Annotated in this window: 12 protein-coding genes; 5 read left to right on the top strand and 7 right to left on the bottom strand. The window is 73.8% G+C overall.

What is annotated here, in order from left to right; all coding sequences use genetic code 11:
* The 5 genes from DZF91_RS18730 to DZF91_RS18710 all read right to left on the bottom strand — a co-directional run.
* Nucleotides 1–397, bottom strand: a 397-nt coding sequence (locus tag DZF91_RS18730) for a LysR family transcriptional regulator (RefSeq protein ID WP_117358745.1), incomplete at its 3' end; no start/stop codon positions are given.
* A 192-nt stretch (nucleotides 398–589) separates the two neighbouring features.
* Complete coding sequence (locus DZF91_RS18725) at nucleotides 590–2,158, bottom strand: MFS transporter (RefSeq protein WP_117358744.1); 1,569 nt, start codon at nucleotides 2,156–2,158, stop codon at nucleotides 590–592.
* Nucleotides 2,158–2,421 carry a UBP-type zinc finger domain-containing protein gene (locus tag DZF91_RS18720; protein ID WP_117358743.1) on the bottom strand — a complete coding sequence of 88 codons (264 nt, stop codon included), beginning with the start codon at nucleotides 2,419–2,421 and terminating at the stop codon, nucleotides 2,158–2,160. Before DZF91_RS18720 ends, DZF91_RS18725 begins: the two co-directional genes overlap by 1 nt.
* A gap of 124 nt (nucleotides 2,422–2,545) precedes the next feature.
* The gene (locus DZF91_RS18715) at nucleotides 2,546–3,583 is read right to left on the bottom strand and encodes a GDP-mannose 4,6-dehydratase (RefSeq protein ID WP_117358750.1); all 1,038 of its coding nucleotides are present in this window, start codon (nucleotides 3,581–3,583) and stop codon (nucleotides 2,546–2,548) included.
* 109 nt (nucleotides 3,584–3,692) lie between these two features.
* Nucleotides 3,693–4,259: a CGNR zinc finger domain-containing protein gene (locus DZF91_RS18710; RefSeq protein ID WP_117358749.1), complete on the bottom strand. Its 567-nt coding sequence runs from the start codon at nucleotides 4,257–4,259 to the stop codon at nucleotides 3,693–3,695.
* Between the two features lie 217 nt (nucleotides 4,260–4,476).
* Between DZF91_RS18710 and DZF91_RS18705 the strand changes: the two genes are divergently transcribed.
* Nucleotides 4,477–6,081, top strand: a complete 1,605-nt coding sequence (locus tag DZF91_RS18705; RefSeq protein WP_117358742.1) for a Na+/H+ antiporter — start codon at nucleotides 4,477–4,479, stop codon at nucleotides 6,079–6,081.
* A 94-nt stretch (nucleotides 6,082–6,175) separates the two neighbouring features.
* On the opposite strand, the gene DZF91_RS18700 is transcribed toward DZF91_RS18705, so the two are convergent.
* Nucleotides 6,176–6,748, bottom strand: coding sequence for a hypothetical protein (locus DZF91_RS18700; RefSeq protein ID WP_117358741.1), 573 nt, complete (start codon nucleotides 6,746–6,748; stop codon nucleotides 6,176–6,178).
* A 238-nt stretch (nucleotides 6,749–6,986) separates the two neighbouring features.
* Nucleotides 6,987–8,321 carry a pyridoxal phosphate-dependent aminotransferase gene (locus DZF91_RS18695; protein WP_117358740.1) on the bottom strand — a complete coding sequence of 445 codons (1,335 nt, stop codon included), beginning with the start codon at nucleotides 8,319–8,321 and terminating at the stop codon, nucleotides 6,987–6,989.
* A gap of 165 nt (nucleotides 8,322–8,486) precedes the next feature.
* On the opposite strand from DZF91_RS18695, the gene DZF91_RS18690 reads away from it, so the two are divergent.
* The 4 genes from DZF91_RS18690 (at nucleotide 8,487) to DZF91_RS18670 (ending at nucleotide 14,808) form a co-directional block, all read left to right on the top strand.
* On the top strand, nucleotides 8,487–9,413 hold the full coding sequence (locus tag DZF91_RS18690; RefSeq protein WP_117358739.1) for a LysR family transcriptional regulator: 927 nt from the start codon (nucleotides 8,487–8,489) through the stop codon (nucleotides 9,411–9,413).
* A gap of 228 nt (nucleotides 9,414–9,641) precedes the next feature.
* Complete coding sequence (locus tag DZF91_RS42120; protein ID WP_235834397.1) at nucleotides 9,642–11,786, top strand: VC0807 family protein; 2,145 nt, start codon at nucleotides 9,642–9,644, stop codon at nucleotides 11,784–11,786.
* Between the two features lie 262 nt (nucleotides 11,787–12,048).
* Nucleotides 12,049–13,284 carry a L,D-transpeptidase gene (locus DZF91_RS18675; protein ID WP_235834396.1) on the top strand — a complete coding sequence of 412 codons (1,236 nt, stop codon included), beginning with the start codon at nucleotides 12,049–12,051 and terminating at the stop codon, nucleotides 13,282–13,284.
* Between the two features lie 183 nt (nucleotides 13,285–13,467).
* A complete protein-coding gene (locus tag DZF91_RS18670) occupies nucleotides 13,468–14,808 on the top strand; it encodes a glycosyltransferase family 4 protein (RefSeq protein ID WP_235834395.1) in 1,341 nt (446 codons plus the stop codon).
* The last annotated feature ends 162 nt before the right edge of the window (nucleotides 14,809–14,970 follow it).

Genomic DNA, 14,970 nt, shown 5'->3' with positions numbered 1-14,970 from the left:
CCTGCGCGGCGCCCGGGCAGCGCACCACCCGGACCCGGACGGCCGGCTGGGCGCGGGCGAAGCGGGGGATCAGCCGCCCGGTCAGCTCGGGCTCCAGGGACAGCGTGGTCGCGATCCGCAGGTCCGCGCCGCGCCCGCCGGCGCCCGCCGCCGACATGCCCTCGATGGCCTCCACGGCCGACAGCGCGACCCGCGCGTGCCGGACCACCTGCTCGCCCTCGGGGGTCAGCACGACCCCGCGGCCGGACCGGGCGAACAGCTCCACGCCGAGCTCGCGCTCCAGCTCCCGGACGGCCCGCGACAGCGCGGGCTGGGCGACGTAGAGCGCCTGGGCCGCCGACGTCATCGTGCCGTGGTCGGCGGTCGCCACGACATAGCGCAGCTGCCGCAGATTCATGCCCTGACCGTATGACAATGAAATGATCCGGTCCTGGACATAGCCGGAATCGGCCCGAGATTCGCGCCAGCGCCACCGAGGGTGACGACAAGCTCGGGCGAATCGGTCAGCCGGGCACGCTGGGTCCCGTCCGTCCCCGCGCGGAAACAGCGCCAGACCCCGGGAGACCGCCCCGGAAGCCACGGGGTGAGGTCAGCCGGGCCCCGGTCCGGCCGGGCCTCCGCCGCCCGTGTCGGCTCCCGCGCCGGCTCCGGCGATGGCCGGCGTCGGGGACGGCTTGGGCTCCAGCGGCGGCGCGCCGACGGCGCAGTGCGTCCGGCACTCCGGCTCCTGGGCGGCGGGTGCGGCGCGCAGCGCGTCGTCCCGGACGGTGAGCAGCGTCAGCAGCGCCCCGGCCAGCAGCATCCCCGCGCAGACGAGCATCGCCTGCCGGAACCCGCTGGAGAACGTCGCCGGGTTGCGGTACGCCTCGCCGGTCAGCCCGGCGAGCGGCGGGATCGCCGCGACGGCCAGCAGGCCCGCCGCGCGTGCCACGGCGTTGTTCACCCCGCTCGCGATCCCCGCGTGCCGGACGTCCGCGCTCGCCAGCACCGTCGCGGTCAGCGGCGCGACCATGGCGGACAGCCCGAGGCCGAACACCAGCACGCCGGGCAGCACGTCCCGCCAGTAGGAAGCGTGCGGCCCCACGCGCGACACCAGCGCCATCCCGGCCGCCGCGAGCACCAGCCCCGCCGTCATCGGCCACCGGGGGCCGATCCGCTGCGCGAGCGCGCCCGCCCGCGCCGACAGCAGCAGCATCAGCACCGTCACCGGCAGCAGGGCCGTGCCCGCCTCGATGGGCGTGAACCCGGACACGACCTGCAGGTTCAGCACGAACAGGAAGAACATCACGCCCATCCCGCCGTACACCACGAACGTGACGGCGTTGACCGCGGAGAACTCCCGGTTGGCGAACATCGTCAGCGGCAGCATCGGCTGCGGGCGGTTCCTCCTCCCGCGGCTCCGGCCCAGCCACCGCTCCACCAGGACGAAGCCGACCGCGGAGGCGACGCCGACCACCGCCGCGACCATGACCGTCCCGCCCGCGCCGTTCGGCGCCTCGGTGAGCGCGTAGGTGGTCCCGGCCAGCGTCAGTGCCGCCAGGGCCGCGCCCGCCAGGTCGAACCGCCCGGTCGCCTCCGGGTCGCGGGTCTCCGGGACGTGCCGCAGCGCCACCAGCACCACGACCACCGACAGCGGGGCGTTCAGCAGGAACACCCAGCGCCACCCGGCCGCCTCCACCAGCCAGCCGCCCGCGAAGGGGCCGACCGCGCCCGCCACCCCCGAGAGTCCGGACCACGCCCCGACCGCCCGCGGCCGGTCGTCCTCGTCGAACGACGCCTGGATGATCGCCAGCGAGCCGGGGGTCAGCAGCGCCCCGCCGACGCCCTGCAGCGCCCGCGCGGCGATCAGCGTCCCGACGTCCGGCGCCGCCCCGCACAGCACCGAGGCCGTCGCGAACCAGACCACGCCGATCACGAACACCCGGCGGCGGCCGAACCGGTCGCCGAGCGACCCGCCGAGCAGGATCAGCCCGGCGAGGGTGAGGGTGTAGGCGTTGACCGTCCACTGGAGTCCGGCCATCGAGGCGGACAGGTCGGTCGCCAGCCTCGGCAGCGCCACGTTGACGACCGTGGCGTCCAGCGACGCCACGCCCGACCCGAGCACCGTCGCGAGCAGGATCCAGCGCCCCCGCGCCTGCGACAGCCGGACGTCCGCCATCAGACGATCTGCTCGTCCACGTAGCACCACCGCCAGTCCTCGCCCGGCTCGAAGGACCGGATCACGGGGTGCTCGTCGCCGGCGGCGTGCGCGGACGCGTGCCGCCGCGGGGACGAGTCGCAGCAGCCCACGTGCCCGCAGTCCAGGCAGAGCCGCAGGTGCACCCAGCGGGTGCCGTCGCGCAGGCACTCCTCGCAGCCCTCGGGAGTGCGGGCGGCGGGTTCGGGTGACGGCAGGCGCGCCGCGTGTTCGCAAGTGCTCATGCACTGATCGTCGCATGCCGCCCGATCCGGGGGCACGCCGGAGGCGACCCGTCGCGTCCCCGGACGGCGTGTCCCCGGCCGGCGCCCGCGGATCAGTCCGCGGCGCGTCCCGCCGGCGGGCGCCTCACCAGTGGTCGGGGCTGAACGGCTCGTCCTCGGGCCGCGCCGACCGCGACAGCAGCCGCAGGTCCGACTCGACCATCATGGTGACCAGCTCCTCGAAGGTCACCTCCGGCTCCCAGCCGAGCTGCGCGCGGGCCTTCTTCGGGTCGGCGCACAGCAGGTCCACCTCGGCCGGACGGGTGTACCGGTCGTCCAGGACCACGTGGTCCTGCCAGTCCAGCCCGGCGGTGCGGAACGCGAACTCGACCAGGTCGCGCACCGACTGGGTCTTGCCGGTGCCGATCACGTAGTCCTCGGGCGCCGCCTGCGCGAGCATCAGCCGCATCGCGCGCGCGTAGTCGCCCGCGAAGCCCCAGTCGCGGCGCGCCTCCAGGTTGCCCAGCCGCAGCTCCGAGGCCAGGCCGAGCTTGATCCGGGCCGCGCCCAGCGTCACCTTGCGGGTGACGAACTCCGCGCCGCGGCGCGGCGACTCGTGGTTGAACAGGATGCCGCTGACGGCGAACATCCCGTACGACTCGCGGTAGTTCTGGGTGATGTAGTGCCCGTAGGTCTTGGCGACGCCGTAGGGGCTGCGCGGGTGGAACGGGGTCCGCTCGTTCTGCGGGGTCTCCCGGACCATGCCGAACATCTCCGACGAGGACGCCTGGTAGAACCGGATCTGCTCGTCCCGGGACGGCGTGCGCGAGCCGCCGATCCCGGACACGACCCGGATCGCCTCCAGCATCCGCAGCACGCCCATGCCGGTGACCTCGGCGGTCAGCTCGGCCTGCTGCCACGACATCGGGACGTAGGAGATCGCGCCGAGGTTGTACACCTCGTCGGGCTGCACCCGCTCCACCGCGGAGATGAGGCTGCCCTGGTCGAGCAGGTCGCCGGTGGTGATCCGGACGTCCCCGACGTGCTTGCGCAGCCGGGACACGTGCGGGTTGGCCTGCCCGCGCACCAGCCCCCAGACCTCGTAGCCCTCGGCGAGCAGGTGCTCGGCGAGGTACGAGCCGTCCTGACCGGTGATGCCGGTGATCAGTGCGCGCCTGGACAGGGGTTCCTCCAAGGCTTCCTAGTCGTTCGCGGGGCCCATCTGTGCGGCCTGGGCCGGAGATGAACGAGATTCTGGTTCCACGAGGTTAGCGACCTCGCGGGGTGTTCGCCTAGGCGGGGGCCTGGGCGTCCCGCCGCCGGGCACGGTAGGCGGCGACGTGCATCCGGTTGCCGCAGGTGCGGCTGTCGCAGTAGCGGCGGCAGCGGTTGCGGGACAGGTCCACCAGCACCCGCCCGCAGTCCGGCGCCTCGCAGGTGCGCAGCCGGTCGAGCTCCCCGGCGGCGACCACGAACGCCAGGGCCATCCCGCAGTCGGCCGCCAGGTGCTCGCCGAGCGGCGCGCCGGGCGCGAAGAAGTGCACGTGCCACTGGTAGCCGTCGTGGTCGGTCAGGTGCGGGGTGGTGCGCACGCCGCCGACGACCTCGTTCACCAGCGCGACGGCGGCGGGCGGGTCCCCCGCGGCGAGGAACACCGCGTGGAAGCGGTCCCGCAGGCCCCGCACGACCGCCAGGTCGTCCTCGGTCAGGCCGGGGACGTCGCTGGTGCGGTGCCGGTCCAGCAGCGCGCGCAGCGCGGCGAGGTCGGGCAGGCCCTCCTCGCCGGCCGCCGCGGGCGCGGTGTTGACCAGGTCGACGACGGTCGCCAGGGCGTTCTCGGTGTCATGGGTGAAGATCACGGTCACTCCAGTCTCGGAGACCGAGGGGCGGTCGGTCGCAGCCACGGCGGGGACGGACCGGGCCGTGGGGGAGAGCGGCGGGCTCTCACCCTAGTCCGCCCGGCCCGCGATCCGTCCCATCCCGGACATCCCGCCGTTCCCGCCTGTCCTTTTCCAGGTCATCGGACCTGTCCGCATTTCGCGCATACTCCGGTGGACGGGCGGGAAACGATCACTCGTGGGGGAGGACCGCCTGTTCATCGTGCTGCTGGTCGTGGCGATCGTGGTGCTGCTCGCCCGCGCCCTCGCCCACCGGCTCGGCGTCCCGGACGCGATCCTGCTGGTGGTCCTCGGGATCGGCGCCGGGTTCATGCCCGGCCTGCCGTCGGTGTCGGTCTCGCCGCACCTGGTGCTGCTGGGCTTCCTGCCGCCGCTGGTGTACCACGCGGCGTTCTTCTCCGCGCCCCGCGAGACCCGCGCCAACGCCTTCCCGATCTTCACGCTCGCCTTCGGGCTGACCCTGGTCACCACCGTCGCCGTCGCCGGGACCGTGTACTGGCTGCTGCCCGGCACCGGCTGGGCCGCCGCGATCGCGCTCGGCGCGGCCGTCGCGCCCACCGACGCGGTCGCCGCCACCTCGGTGATGCAGCGGGTCGGCGCGCCACCGCGGCTGACCACGATCCTGGAGGGCGAGAGCCTGATCAACGACGGCGTCGCGCTGACCGTCTTCGGGCTGGCGGTGGAGGCGGTCAGCACGCCGTTCACGGTCGGGCACGGCCTGGTCCGGCTCGGCCAGGTCGTGGTCGGCGGCGTCGCCTACGGCCTGGCCGTCGGGCTGGTGGTCCGCCGGGTGCGGCGCTGGATCTCCGACCCGAGCAGCCAGATCATCGTGTCGCTCGGCACCCCCTACATCGCCTACATCCCGGCGGAGACGTTCGGCGCGTCCGGGGTGCTGGCCGCGGTCGTCGCCGGGTTCTACCTCGGCACCCGGGGCGAGGGCCTGCTGCAGCCCGCGTCCAGGATGCTGGGCACCATGTTCTGGCGGATCATCACGTTCCTGCTGGAGTCGACGCTGTTCGTGCTGCTCGGCCTGGAGATCCGCGAGCTGCTGCACGAGCCCGGCGGACGGTCCTGGGGGGACGTGGCGTGGATCGCGCTGCTCGTGTCGGCGGTCGTCATCGGCGTCCGGCTCGTGTGGGAGCTCGGCAACGGGCCGCTCGCCGACCTGCTGCCGGGCGGGCGGGTCAGCCAGCAGGGGCTGGGCTGGCGGGAGCGGACGGTCATCGGGTTCTCCGGGATGCGCGGCGCGATCTCCCTCGCCATCGCGCTGTCCCTGCCCGCCGCCGTCGGCCCCGACCGGGAGCTGCACGTCCTGCTGACCGCGCTGGTGGTGCTGGTCACCCTCGTCGGGCAGGCCCCGCTGCTGCCGCTGCTGCTGCGCCGGTTCGGGCTGGTCGAGACCGACCGGCGGCGCCGCGAGGCGATGGTCGCCCGGCACGCCGCCGCCAACGCCGCGCTCGCCCGGCTGGACGAGATGGCCTCCGCCGAGGAGGTGGACGAGAAGACCGCCGACGCGTTCCGCCAGATGCTCGAACTGCGGCTGGAGCGCGTCGAGTACTTCCTGGAGGAACTGGAGGAGGAGGGCGGTGAAGGCGGCGAGGGCCGTGAGGACCGGGGGGAGCCGCCCGGCAGCGCCCGCGTCCGGCACGAGCTGGTCCGCGCGCAGCGCGCCAAGCTCAACGTGCTGTACCGCAAGGGGAAGATCGGCGCCGGGACGCTGCGCCAGATCGGCAGCGAGCTCGACTTCGCCGAGCCGATCTCCCTGCGCCGTCCCAACTCCTAGGTGGGCCGGAGGTCCAGGGGGGGCTGGAGCGCCGCCGCTCGCGGCCAGGGGCCGCCGACGCGGGAGGGGCGCGGCTCGGGGACGACCGGGGAGGTCAGCGCGCGTAGCTGGGGTCGGCGATGACCGGGTAGGTCGCGCCCTCGTGCTGCACCCGCATGACGATGGCCGGGCCGTCCAGGACGTAGTCGGACTTGATCTGGCGGAACATCGAGTCGCCCGCCCACGGGTTGTAGAAGCGGCCCACCGTCGCGCCGTAGCGCAGGTGCACCACGTCGTACCCGCCCGACGGCATCGCCTCCAGGGCCAGGCCGTCGCCGAGCGAGATCGGGAACCGGAACTCCATCGGGGCGTTCGGCCCGTGGACGACCGTCAGCAGCCGCACGCCGTGCGCGGTGGTCTGCGCGACCAGGTCGGTGTCGACGTCCACGCCGACGAACACGCGCAGGGTCGGGCGCAGCACCTGCGGGACGGTCTCGGCCGCCGTCAGGTCGACGCCGATGTGGATGCGCTGGCCGTCCTTGGTGGGGACCCACACACCGTCGCGGGCGCGGTGCCCCCAGGCGACGTCGGGGTTCTCCACCTCCTGGGGCTCGCTCTTGCCCCGGGCCACGAGCACCCGGGACGCGGCGCTCATCGCGGCCGCCGCGCCGTCCCGTGCATGCCTCATGGGGTGCCCCCTCGCCTCCATCGATCACATCCGTGACATCGCAGTGTTTCCGGCTTTTCCTGGGCAATCGCGGCACGACCCTGCTTGGAACCGCACTTGGTGCTTATCGGCGATTGCCCCACGCGACGTCGCAGATTACACCACCGGAAACCGGCCCATCCCGTGATGGCGGCGGGATGGGCCGGTGGTCCCCGGCGGTGGACGGGCCGGTTCCGGTCAGCGATCGGTCAGGGACCGGTCAGCACACTTCGGGGAGCGGTTCGAGGGCGTCGCGGGTCAGGTCGGCGAGCACCTCCGACAGCCGGTCCAGGGCTCCGGCGATCCACGGCAGCGCCACCGGGTCGGACGCCTCCAGCGCGGCGAGCCGGTGCTCGTCGTCGGCGCCGTAGAGCAGGCTCGGCGCGACCCGCATCCGCAGCGCGCCGGGGTCGTCGCCGAACGCCGAGCCGGGCAGGACGCCGACGCCGTAGCGCTCCAGCAGCAGGCCGGTCAGCCCGGCCCCCGTGGTCACCCCGTGTTCCCCGTCCAGCCGGTCGCGGAGGGGCTCCAGGTCCGGGTAGAGGTAGAAGCCGCCCTGCGGCCGCGGCACCCGCGCCCCGGCGGCGGTGAAGCGGCCGGCGACCGCGCGCACCACCGCGGAGTGCAGCCGGCGGCTGGCGTCGATCCGCTCGACCAGCTCGGCGGGCTCGCCGAAGGCGTAGGCGGCGGCGTGCTGGACCGGCGCGGGGGCGCTGGACCAGATCTCGCTGGCGATCCCGGTGAGCGAGTCGCGCAGCCGCGCGCCGAACGGCCCGTCCGGGACCCGGACGACGCCGACCCGCCATCCACCCGCGGCGAGGTTCTTGCTCAGCGCCGTGGAGAGGACCGTCCGCTCGGGCGCCCACCGGGAAGGGCTCGGCACCGACTCCTCCGGGTCGTGCACCAGGTCGCGGTAGATCTCGTCCGAGATGATCACCAGGTCGTGGTCGCGGGCCACCTCGCACAGCCGCTGGATCGTTCCAGCGGAGGCGAGCGTGCCCGTCGGGTTGTCCGGGAGCGTCACCACCACCGCGCGCAGCGGACGGCCCGCCGCCCGGGCCCGCACGCAGGCGTCGGCGAGCAGCGCCGGGCTCGGCACCCCGCCCTCGCCGGGCGGCGTGGCGAGCATCACCGCGTCGTCGTCCAGCAGCGCGGCCTGCGCCGCGTAGGACACCCAGCTGGGCGCGGGCACGGCCACCGCGCCGCCCAGCGCCAGCAGCAGCGCGAACAGCAGCGGCTTGCTGCCGGGACCGGCGACGATCCGGTCGGCGTCGGTCGGCAGGCCCCGACGGGTCCAGTACCCGGCGACCGCCTCGCGCAGCTCATCGGATCCGGCGACCGGGCCGTACCCGCCGCGGTCGGCGCCCGCGGACAGGGCCTCGGTCAGGGCGGGGTGGATCGGGATCCCGGCCTCGCCGAAGCCCATCGGCAGGACGGGCAGGCCCGCGCGTGAGCGGCGGGCCAGGGCCTCGTTGACGGCGAGCGTGGCGGACAGGGCTACGGGACGCGGCGAGACCGAGACCGGCCGAAGTGCGGACGGGCTGAGCGCAGGCATCAGGACTCCTGGACGGAGAGAGGTGTTTCGGAGTGACGGAGAACGGGGTCGCGCGGTGTGAGCGCGTGACCTCTGCGTGTGACCCGGCCGGGACAGTTCCCATGGTGGTCGGCCTGGAGCATCATGACAAGCTCCTCTCAACGATGCTCACCATAAGATGTCCTTATGCTCGAAGTGCGCCGGCTGAAACTGCTCGCCGAATTCGCCCGCCGCGGCAGCATCGCCGCGACCGCGGAGGCCCTCGGCTACACGGCCTCCGCGGTCTCCCAGCAGCTCGCGGCGCTGGAGCGGGAGGCGGGCGTGCCGCTGCTCGACCGCACCGCGCGCAGCGCCGAACTGACGGACGCGGGCCGCCGCCTCGCCGCCCGCGCGGAGGAGATCCTCGGGCTGGTCGAGGTCGCCGAGGCGGAGCTGTCGGCGCAGGCCGAGGCGCCGATGGGCCGTATCGCGGTCACCGCGTTCCCCACCGCCGCCGTGGCGTTCGCGCCGGCCCTCGCGCACGGCCTCGCCGACTACCCGGGGCTGACCTTCGTCCTGCGCCAGACCCGTCTCGGTGACGGTCTGAGCCAGGTGCGCGGCGGCGAGGTGGACATCGCGCTGGTGGACGACTGGACCGGCTCGCTGTCCCAGCAGGTGCCCGCGTCCCTGGAGGTGTTCCGGCTGCGCCGCGACCCGCTGGTCCTGGTCGTCCCGGCCGACCACCCGCTCTCGGACCCGGAACGCCCGGTGGACCTGCGCGCCCTGCGCGACGAGCCCTGGATGGCCGCCCCGCCCGGCGAGCCGTCCCGGCAGGCCGTGGACCGCCTGCTGGACGAGGTCGGCGGCACCGGACCCGTCCCGTGGGAGTTCGAGGGCCTGCACACCATCCTCAGCCTGGTGGCGCGCGGGCTCGGGATCACCGCCGTCCCCGCGCTCGCCCTGGCCGCCGCGGACCGGGACGTCGCCGTCCGCCGCATCCCCGGCTGCACCCTGGCCCGCGAGGTCTACGCGGTCACCCGCGCCGCGAGCGTCCGCCGCCCCGCCGTCGCCGTGACCCTGCGGACCCTGTACGCCGCCGCCCGCCAGACCGGCCCGATCCTCCCCGCCACCTGACCCGGCCCCGCCGGACGGCGGCACCGGCCGCGCCACGGGAGCCGACTGGGCCGCGGGAGCCGACTGGGCGCGTCATGCCGCCGGTGGGCTGAGCGCGTCATGCCGCCGGTGGGCCCGGTCCCGCCGGGCGCCGGTGGGGCCGTCCGCAGTGCGGATCCTCACGTACCGTGAAGCGGGTCCCGGACGCCGCCGGGACCGTCGTCGCAAGGCGCGGGAGCGTGATGCTCGATGCACCAGAACGTGGCAGGAGGGGACGCCGCCCCTGACGCGGCCGACCCCCGGCCCGCGACGGCCGCGGCCGTGCGGCGGGGCCGGGAGCGGGGCACGCGAGGCTCCGCAGAGCACGGCTTCGAACTGCCCGGACTGCCGGCTCTGCTGCGGCACGCCGCGCCTCGGTTCGTCGAGGGCGTGATCGCGCCCGTGGTGGTGTTCTACGCCGCGTTCGCGCTGTGGGGCCTGAACGGCGGGCTCGTCGCGGCGGTCGCCTGGGTGTACGGCGGGCTCGTCTGGCGGTACGCGCGCGGCCACCGGATCTCGGCGATGCTGGTGCTGGCCGCGCTCGGCGTCACCGCCCGGGCCGGGCTGGCGGCGATGACGCACAGCGCGGTCGTCTACTTCCTGCAGCCGACGCTCGGAACGCTGCTGGTCGGCCTCTCGTTCCTCGCCTCGGTGCCGCTGCGCCGCCCGCTGGCGCAGAGGCTCGCCACCGACATGGTGCCGATGCCCGAGGGGTTCCTGCGGCACGTGCTGGTCCGGCGGTTCTTCTCCCGGGTCTCGCTGCTGTGGTCGTCGGTGTTCCTGGCGAACGCGGCGATCAGCCTGTGGACGCTGTTCCACCAGTCGCTCGCGGTGTTCCTGTGGGTGCGCACGTCGCTGGTCGCGGCCATCGGAGCGGTCGCCGTCGCCCTCTCGGTCTGGGGGTTCCGGCGCTGCGCCGGACGCGTCGCCGCCGAGCCCGTCGCCGCCTCTCGGTCTGGGGGTTCCGGCGCTGCGCCGGACGCGTCGCCGCCGAGCCCGTCGCCGCCTGACCGCGCGATCTCCGCGCTCGCCCGCTCGTGCCCCGCCCGGAGGCGTGCCCGGACGATGCGCCGGTCTCCGGGGGACCGGGCCCCACCCTGTTCGGTGTACACCCCGATCTCCGATAAATTTTCCCTTTGTACGCCATCTGGGGGATCTGGGGGGATTTGCATGGCGAAGGGGCGTCTTGGCATTGCCGTCGCGGGGACGGGGGCGGTGCTGGTGCTGGCGTCGGCATGCGGCGGCAGCGGCGGCGGGAAGTCGTCGCAGGGGGAGCTGGCCGCCGAGGCGTCCACCCCGATCGCCGTCACCCCCGGGGACGGCGCGACGGCCGTGAAGCCGGACGGCCCGGTCGAGGTCAGGGCCACCTCCGGGACGCTGGAGAGCGTCACCCTGCAGGGCGGCGGCGGAGCGGTCGCCGGTGAGCTGTCGGCCGACCGCAAGAGCTGGCGGGCGTCCCGGACGCTGCGGCCCGGCACCGCCTACACCGTGACCGCGCAGGGGCGGCGGAACGGCAAGCCGGTCAGCCTGACCAGCAGGTTCACCACCCTGAAGCCGAGCAAGACGCTGCGTGTGGTCGACATCACGCCCAACCGCACGGGAGAGAAGGTCGGCGTCGGCATGCCGGTCTTCGTCCGCTTCAACCGCGCCGTCGCCGACCGGTCGGCCAAGGCCGCCGTCGAACGCGCGCTGACCGTCACCCCGGAGAAGCCCGTCGAGGGCGCCTGGCGCTGGATCGGGGACGACCAGGTCGTCTACCGCACCAAGACCTACTGGGCCCCGTACCAGAAGGTCCGGATCGACGCCCGGATCGCCGGGCTGGGCGTCGGCGGCGGCGTCTACGGGGCCGAGGACGCGACGGCCACGATGCGGATCGGCGCGAAGCGGATCACCAAGGGGAACATCGCCTCCCACCACATGACCGTCTACCAGGACGGGAAGAAGCTCCGGACCATCCCGTTCAGCGCGGGCAACGGATCGACCCGCGAGTACACCACCACCAGCGGCGTCCACCTCCTCATGGGGAGCGAGGGCCACGTGACCATGGTGTCCCCGGGCCGCAAGCCCGGCGACCCCGGCTACTACAAGACCGAGGTCGACTGGGCCGTCCGGTTCTCCAACAGCGGCGAGTACACCCACTCCGCGCCGTGGAACGTCGGCATCCAGGGCTCGGCCAACACCAGCCACGGCTGCCTGAACCTCAGCCCCGCGAACGCGCGCTGGTACCACGAGACCGCGCAGCGCGGCGACGTGCTCGACCTGACCGGCAGCAGCCGCCAGGTCGAGTGGGACAACGGCTGGAGCTTCTGGCAGCTGTCCTTCGCCAAGTGGAAGGCCGGCAGCGCGCTCTCCTGACCGCGCCCCGGGCCGTCCGCGGGTCCTTGGCTCGCCGCTGACCTAGGCGGATATCGGCTGCCCGTCGGCTTCCTTGCCCGCCTCTGTTCCCGCCTCGCCGCCCGTCTCCGGCCGTCCGTGCCGGAGGCGGGCGGTTTCGTGTACCCCTGGGGTGTTTCGCAACAAGTTGATCTCGGCGCAGGTGAAACCTGCGGGCGACCGCCAAAACAGTGACAATTGTCGCTAATGTCTCCGCCATACGGCGGGGTCTCGGGAGGTTGACGTGGGGCGGACGCTCACCGCGGGGGTGCGGACGGGCGCGGGGCTCACCGCGATGGCGCTGGCGCTGACGGCGTGCGGCGGCGGGGAGAAGCACGACGGTACGAACGTGGACGGCAAGGCCGAGGCCGGGTCGCCGCAGCTGACGATCACACCGGGGAACGGCGAGGGCCGCGCGGCCCCGGACGCCGGCGTCACCGTCAAGGTCGTCGGCGGGACGCTGGACCAGGTCGTCGTCACCCGCAAGGGAAAGCCCGTCGAGGGCGAGATGTCGGCCGACAAGACCACCTGGCGGTCGCGCACCCTGCGGCCCGGGTCGCAGTACCAGGTGCAGGCGTCCGCGCGCAGCCCGAAGGGCAAGACCGCGACCGCCACCAGCGCGTTCGGCACCGTCAAGGCGGGCAACGAGCTGAAGATCACCAGCGTCACGCCGAGCGCGGGCCAGAAGGTCGGCATCGGCATGCCGATCATGGTGACCTTCAACCGCGACGTCGGCGACCGCAAGGCCGTCGAGAAGGCGCTCCAGGTGCGCTCGGAGAAGCCCGGCGTCGGGGCCTGGCGCTGGATCGACGACCGGAACGTCATCTTCCGCACCAAGAACAACCAGTACTGGCAGCCGAACCAGAAGATCACCTTCACCGCGAAGCTGGCCGGGGTGAAGTCCGACAAGCGGACCTACGGCACGGCCGACCTGAGCCGCTCGTTCAAGATCGGTGACGCGCACATGGTCACCGTGAACGTCAAGACGCACCGGCTCGTGGTGAAGAAGAACGGCGTCAAGGTCAACGGCTGGGGCATCTCCGCCGGCCGCGGCGGGCGGATCCGCAACGGGGTGGACATCTACGAGACCACCAGCGGCGTCCACCTGACCATGGGCAAGGAGAACCCGGCGATCATGACGTCCGAGTGGATGGGCGTCAAACCCGAGGACAAGGCGAACGGCGGCTACAAGGAGGTCATTCCGTTCGCGGTCCGGATCTCCAACAGCGGCGAGTACATCCACTCCATGGCGGCCACCACGTGGGCGCAGGGACGGGAGAACGTCAGCCACGGCTGCGTGAACTCCCCGCCCAGCAAGGCCGAGTGGTACTACAGCTTCTCCTACCTCGGAGACCCGGTGGTCATCACGGGCACCGACCGTGACCTGCCCTGGGACAACGGCTGGAGTTTCTACCAGATGTCCTGGACCAAGTGGGTGCGCGGCAGCGCGCTCGGCCAGGAAGTGAACACCGCCGGCTGACACTCGTCGGCCGGCAGGGACCGGCGTCCGGTGGCGCCGTCGCCCCGGACGCGGAACCGCCTCCGGGGCACATCGCGTCGTCTCTGTCCGTCTCTGCGGAAAAGCTCTCCGGACCGCCCGGTCCGTCGAGCAGGATGGCCCCGGTAGCACCTCGACTGCTCTGATTACGGGGGTCTCGCAGTGGTGGGTCAGGTTGGGAAGGGGACCGCTCGGGGCGGTCCCGCCAAGCGCCGGAAGAGTTGGAAGGCGCGGCTGAAGGATCCGGCCCGCGCCGTCCACCGGCTCGTCCGGAGGCTGGTGTTCACGCTGCTGCGGCTGGCCGCGCGCGGACGTGTCAGGCCTGCGCGCGCCGAGCGGCCGGTGGTCCGCGTGCTGCTCCAGCACGCCTACGGCACCGGCGGCACGATCCGGACGGTCCTCAACATGTGCGGCTATCTCGCCCGCGACCACGACATCGAGATCGTCAGCGTGGTGCGGCTCTGGGACCGGCCGTACTTCCCGGTCCCGGACGGTGTGCGCGTCACCGTCGCCGACGACCGCCGTCCCGACGCGGCCGACGCCTCCGCCGGCCGGGTGAAGCGCCTGGCACGGCGCGTGCTGCGGCGGGTGCCGAGCATCCTGACGCCGCTGGAGGACGCCAGCTTCCGGGACATGAACCTCCTGACGGACCTGCGGCTGGTCCGCGCCGTCCTCGCGAGTCCCGCGGACGTGCTGGTCGGCACCCGTCCCTCCCTGGTCCTGCTGCTCGCCGAGCTGGCCCCCCGGGACGTCGTCACGCTCGGGCAGGACCACCGCCACCTGCCCGGCTACCGGCCGGCCCTGCGCGCGGAGATCCTCCGCCGGTACGGCAGGCTGTCGGTGCTGGTCACCCTCACCGAGACCGCCCGCGACGGGTTCGCCGAGGCCCTGGCGGGCACGCCGGTGCGGATCGTCACGATCCCCAACGCCCTGTCCGAGCTGCGCGGCGGCCTGTCCCCCCGCACGGCCCCCGTCGTCCTCGCCGCCGGACGGCTCGTCCGGGCCAAGGGCTTCGACATGCTCATCAAGGCGTACGCCCCGCTGGCCGACAAGCACCCGGAATGGCGGCTGCGCATCCACGGCTCGGGCGCCCGCCAGGACCGGCTCCGCAAGCAGATCGCCGAGCTCGGCGTGGGCGACCGGATCGAGCTGCTGCCGCGCACCGACATCGCCACCGCCCTCGAGAACGCCTCGGTCTACGCGCTGTCGTCCCGCTACGAGGGCATGCCGCTGGTGCTGCTGGAGGCGATGAGCAAGGGCCTGGCGGTGGTGTCCTTCGACTGCCCGGCCGGACCCGCCGAGATGATCGAGGACGGGGTGAACGGGCTGCTCGTCCCGGCCCGCGACGTGGACGCGCTGACCGCCGCCCTGGACCGCCTCATGTCGGACCGCGGGCTGCGCGACCGGCTCGGCGCGGCGGCGCCCGCCGCCACCGAGCCCTACCACCTGGACCGGATCGGCCCGCTCTGGATCCGGCTGCTGGACGAGGTGCTCACCCGGCACTGACCGGCACGTGAGCAGCACTGATCGGCACACGAGCTGCACTGTCCGGCACTGTCCGGCACTGACCTGCGCGGAGGGGCGCTCACCCGCGCCGACCGCACCGAGACGAAGACGTCCGCCCGCGTCGCGCGAAGACGGCCGGGTCCCGCGTTCGGGACCCGGCCG

The sequence above is a fragment of the Actinomadura logoneensis genome, from assembly GCF_003428695.1.
Lineage (GTDB): Bacteria > Actinomycetota > Actinomycetes > Streptosporangiales > Streptosporangiaceae > Spirillospora > Spirillospora logoneensis.
The sequence above is the reverse complement of the archived record's forward strand: the minus strand, read 5'-3'. Positions and strand labels throughout refer to the sequence as shown.

What these genes read in the sequence shown, in the direction of transcription:
- DZF91_RS18690 (WP_117358739.1), top strand. Translation starts at nt 8,487, where the DNA reads ATGCTCGAAGTGCGCCGGCTGAAACTGCTCGCCGAATTCGCCCGCCGC.
- DZF91_RS18720 (WP_117358743.1), bottom strand. Translation starts at nt 2,421, where the DNA reads ATGAGCACTTGCGAACACGCGGCGCGCCTGCCGTCACCCGAACCCGCC.
- DZF91_RS42120 (WP_235834397.1), top strand. Translation starts at nt 9,642, where the DNA reads ATGCACCAGAACGTGGCAGGAGGGGACGCCGCCCCTGACGCGGCCGAC.
- DZF91_RS18695 (WP_117358740.1), bottom strand. Translation starts at nt 8,321, where the DNA reads ATGCCTGCGCTCAGCCCGTCCGCACTTCGGCCGGTCTCGGTCTCGCCG.
- DZF91_RS18700 (WP_117358741.1), bottom strand. Translation starts at nt 6,748, where the DNA reads ATGAGGCATGCACGGGACGGCGCGGCGGCCGCGATGAGCGCCGCGTCC.
- DZF91_RS18725 (WP_117358744.1), bottom strand. Translation starts at nt 2,158, where the DNA reads ATGGCGGACGTCCGGCTGTCGCAGGCGCGGGGGCGCTGGATCCTGCTC.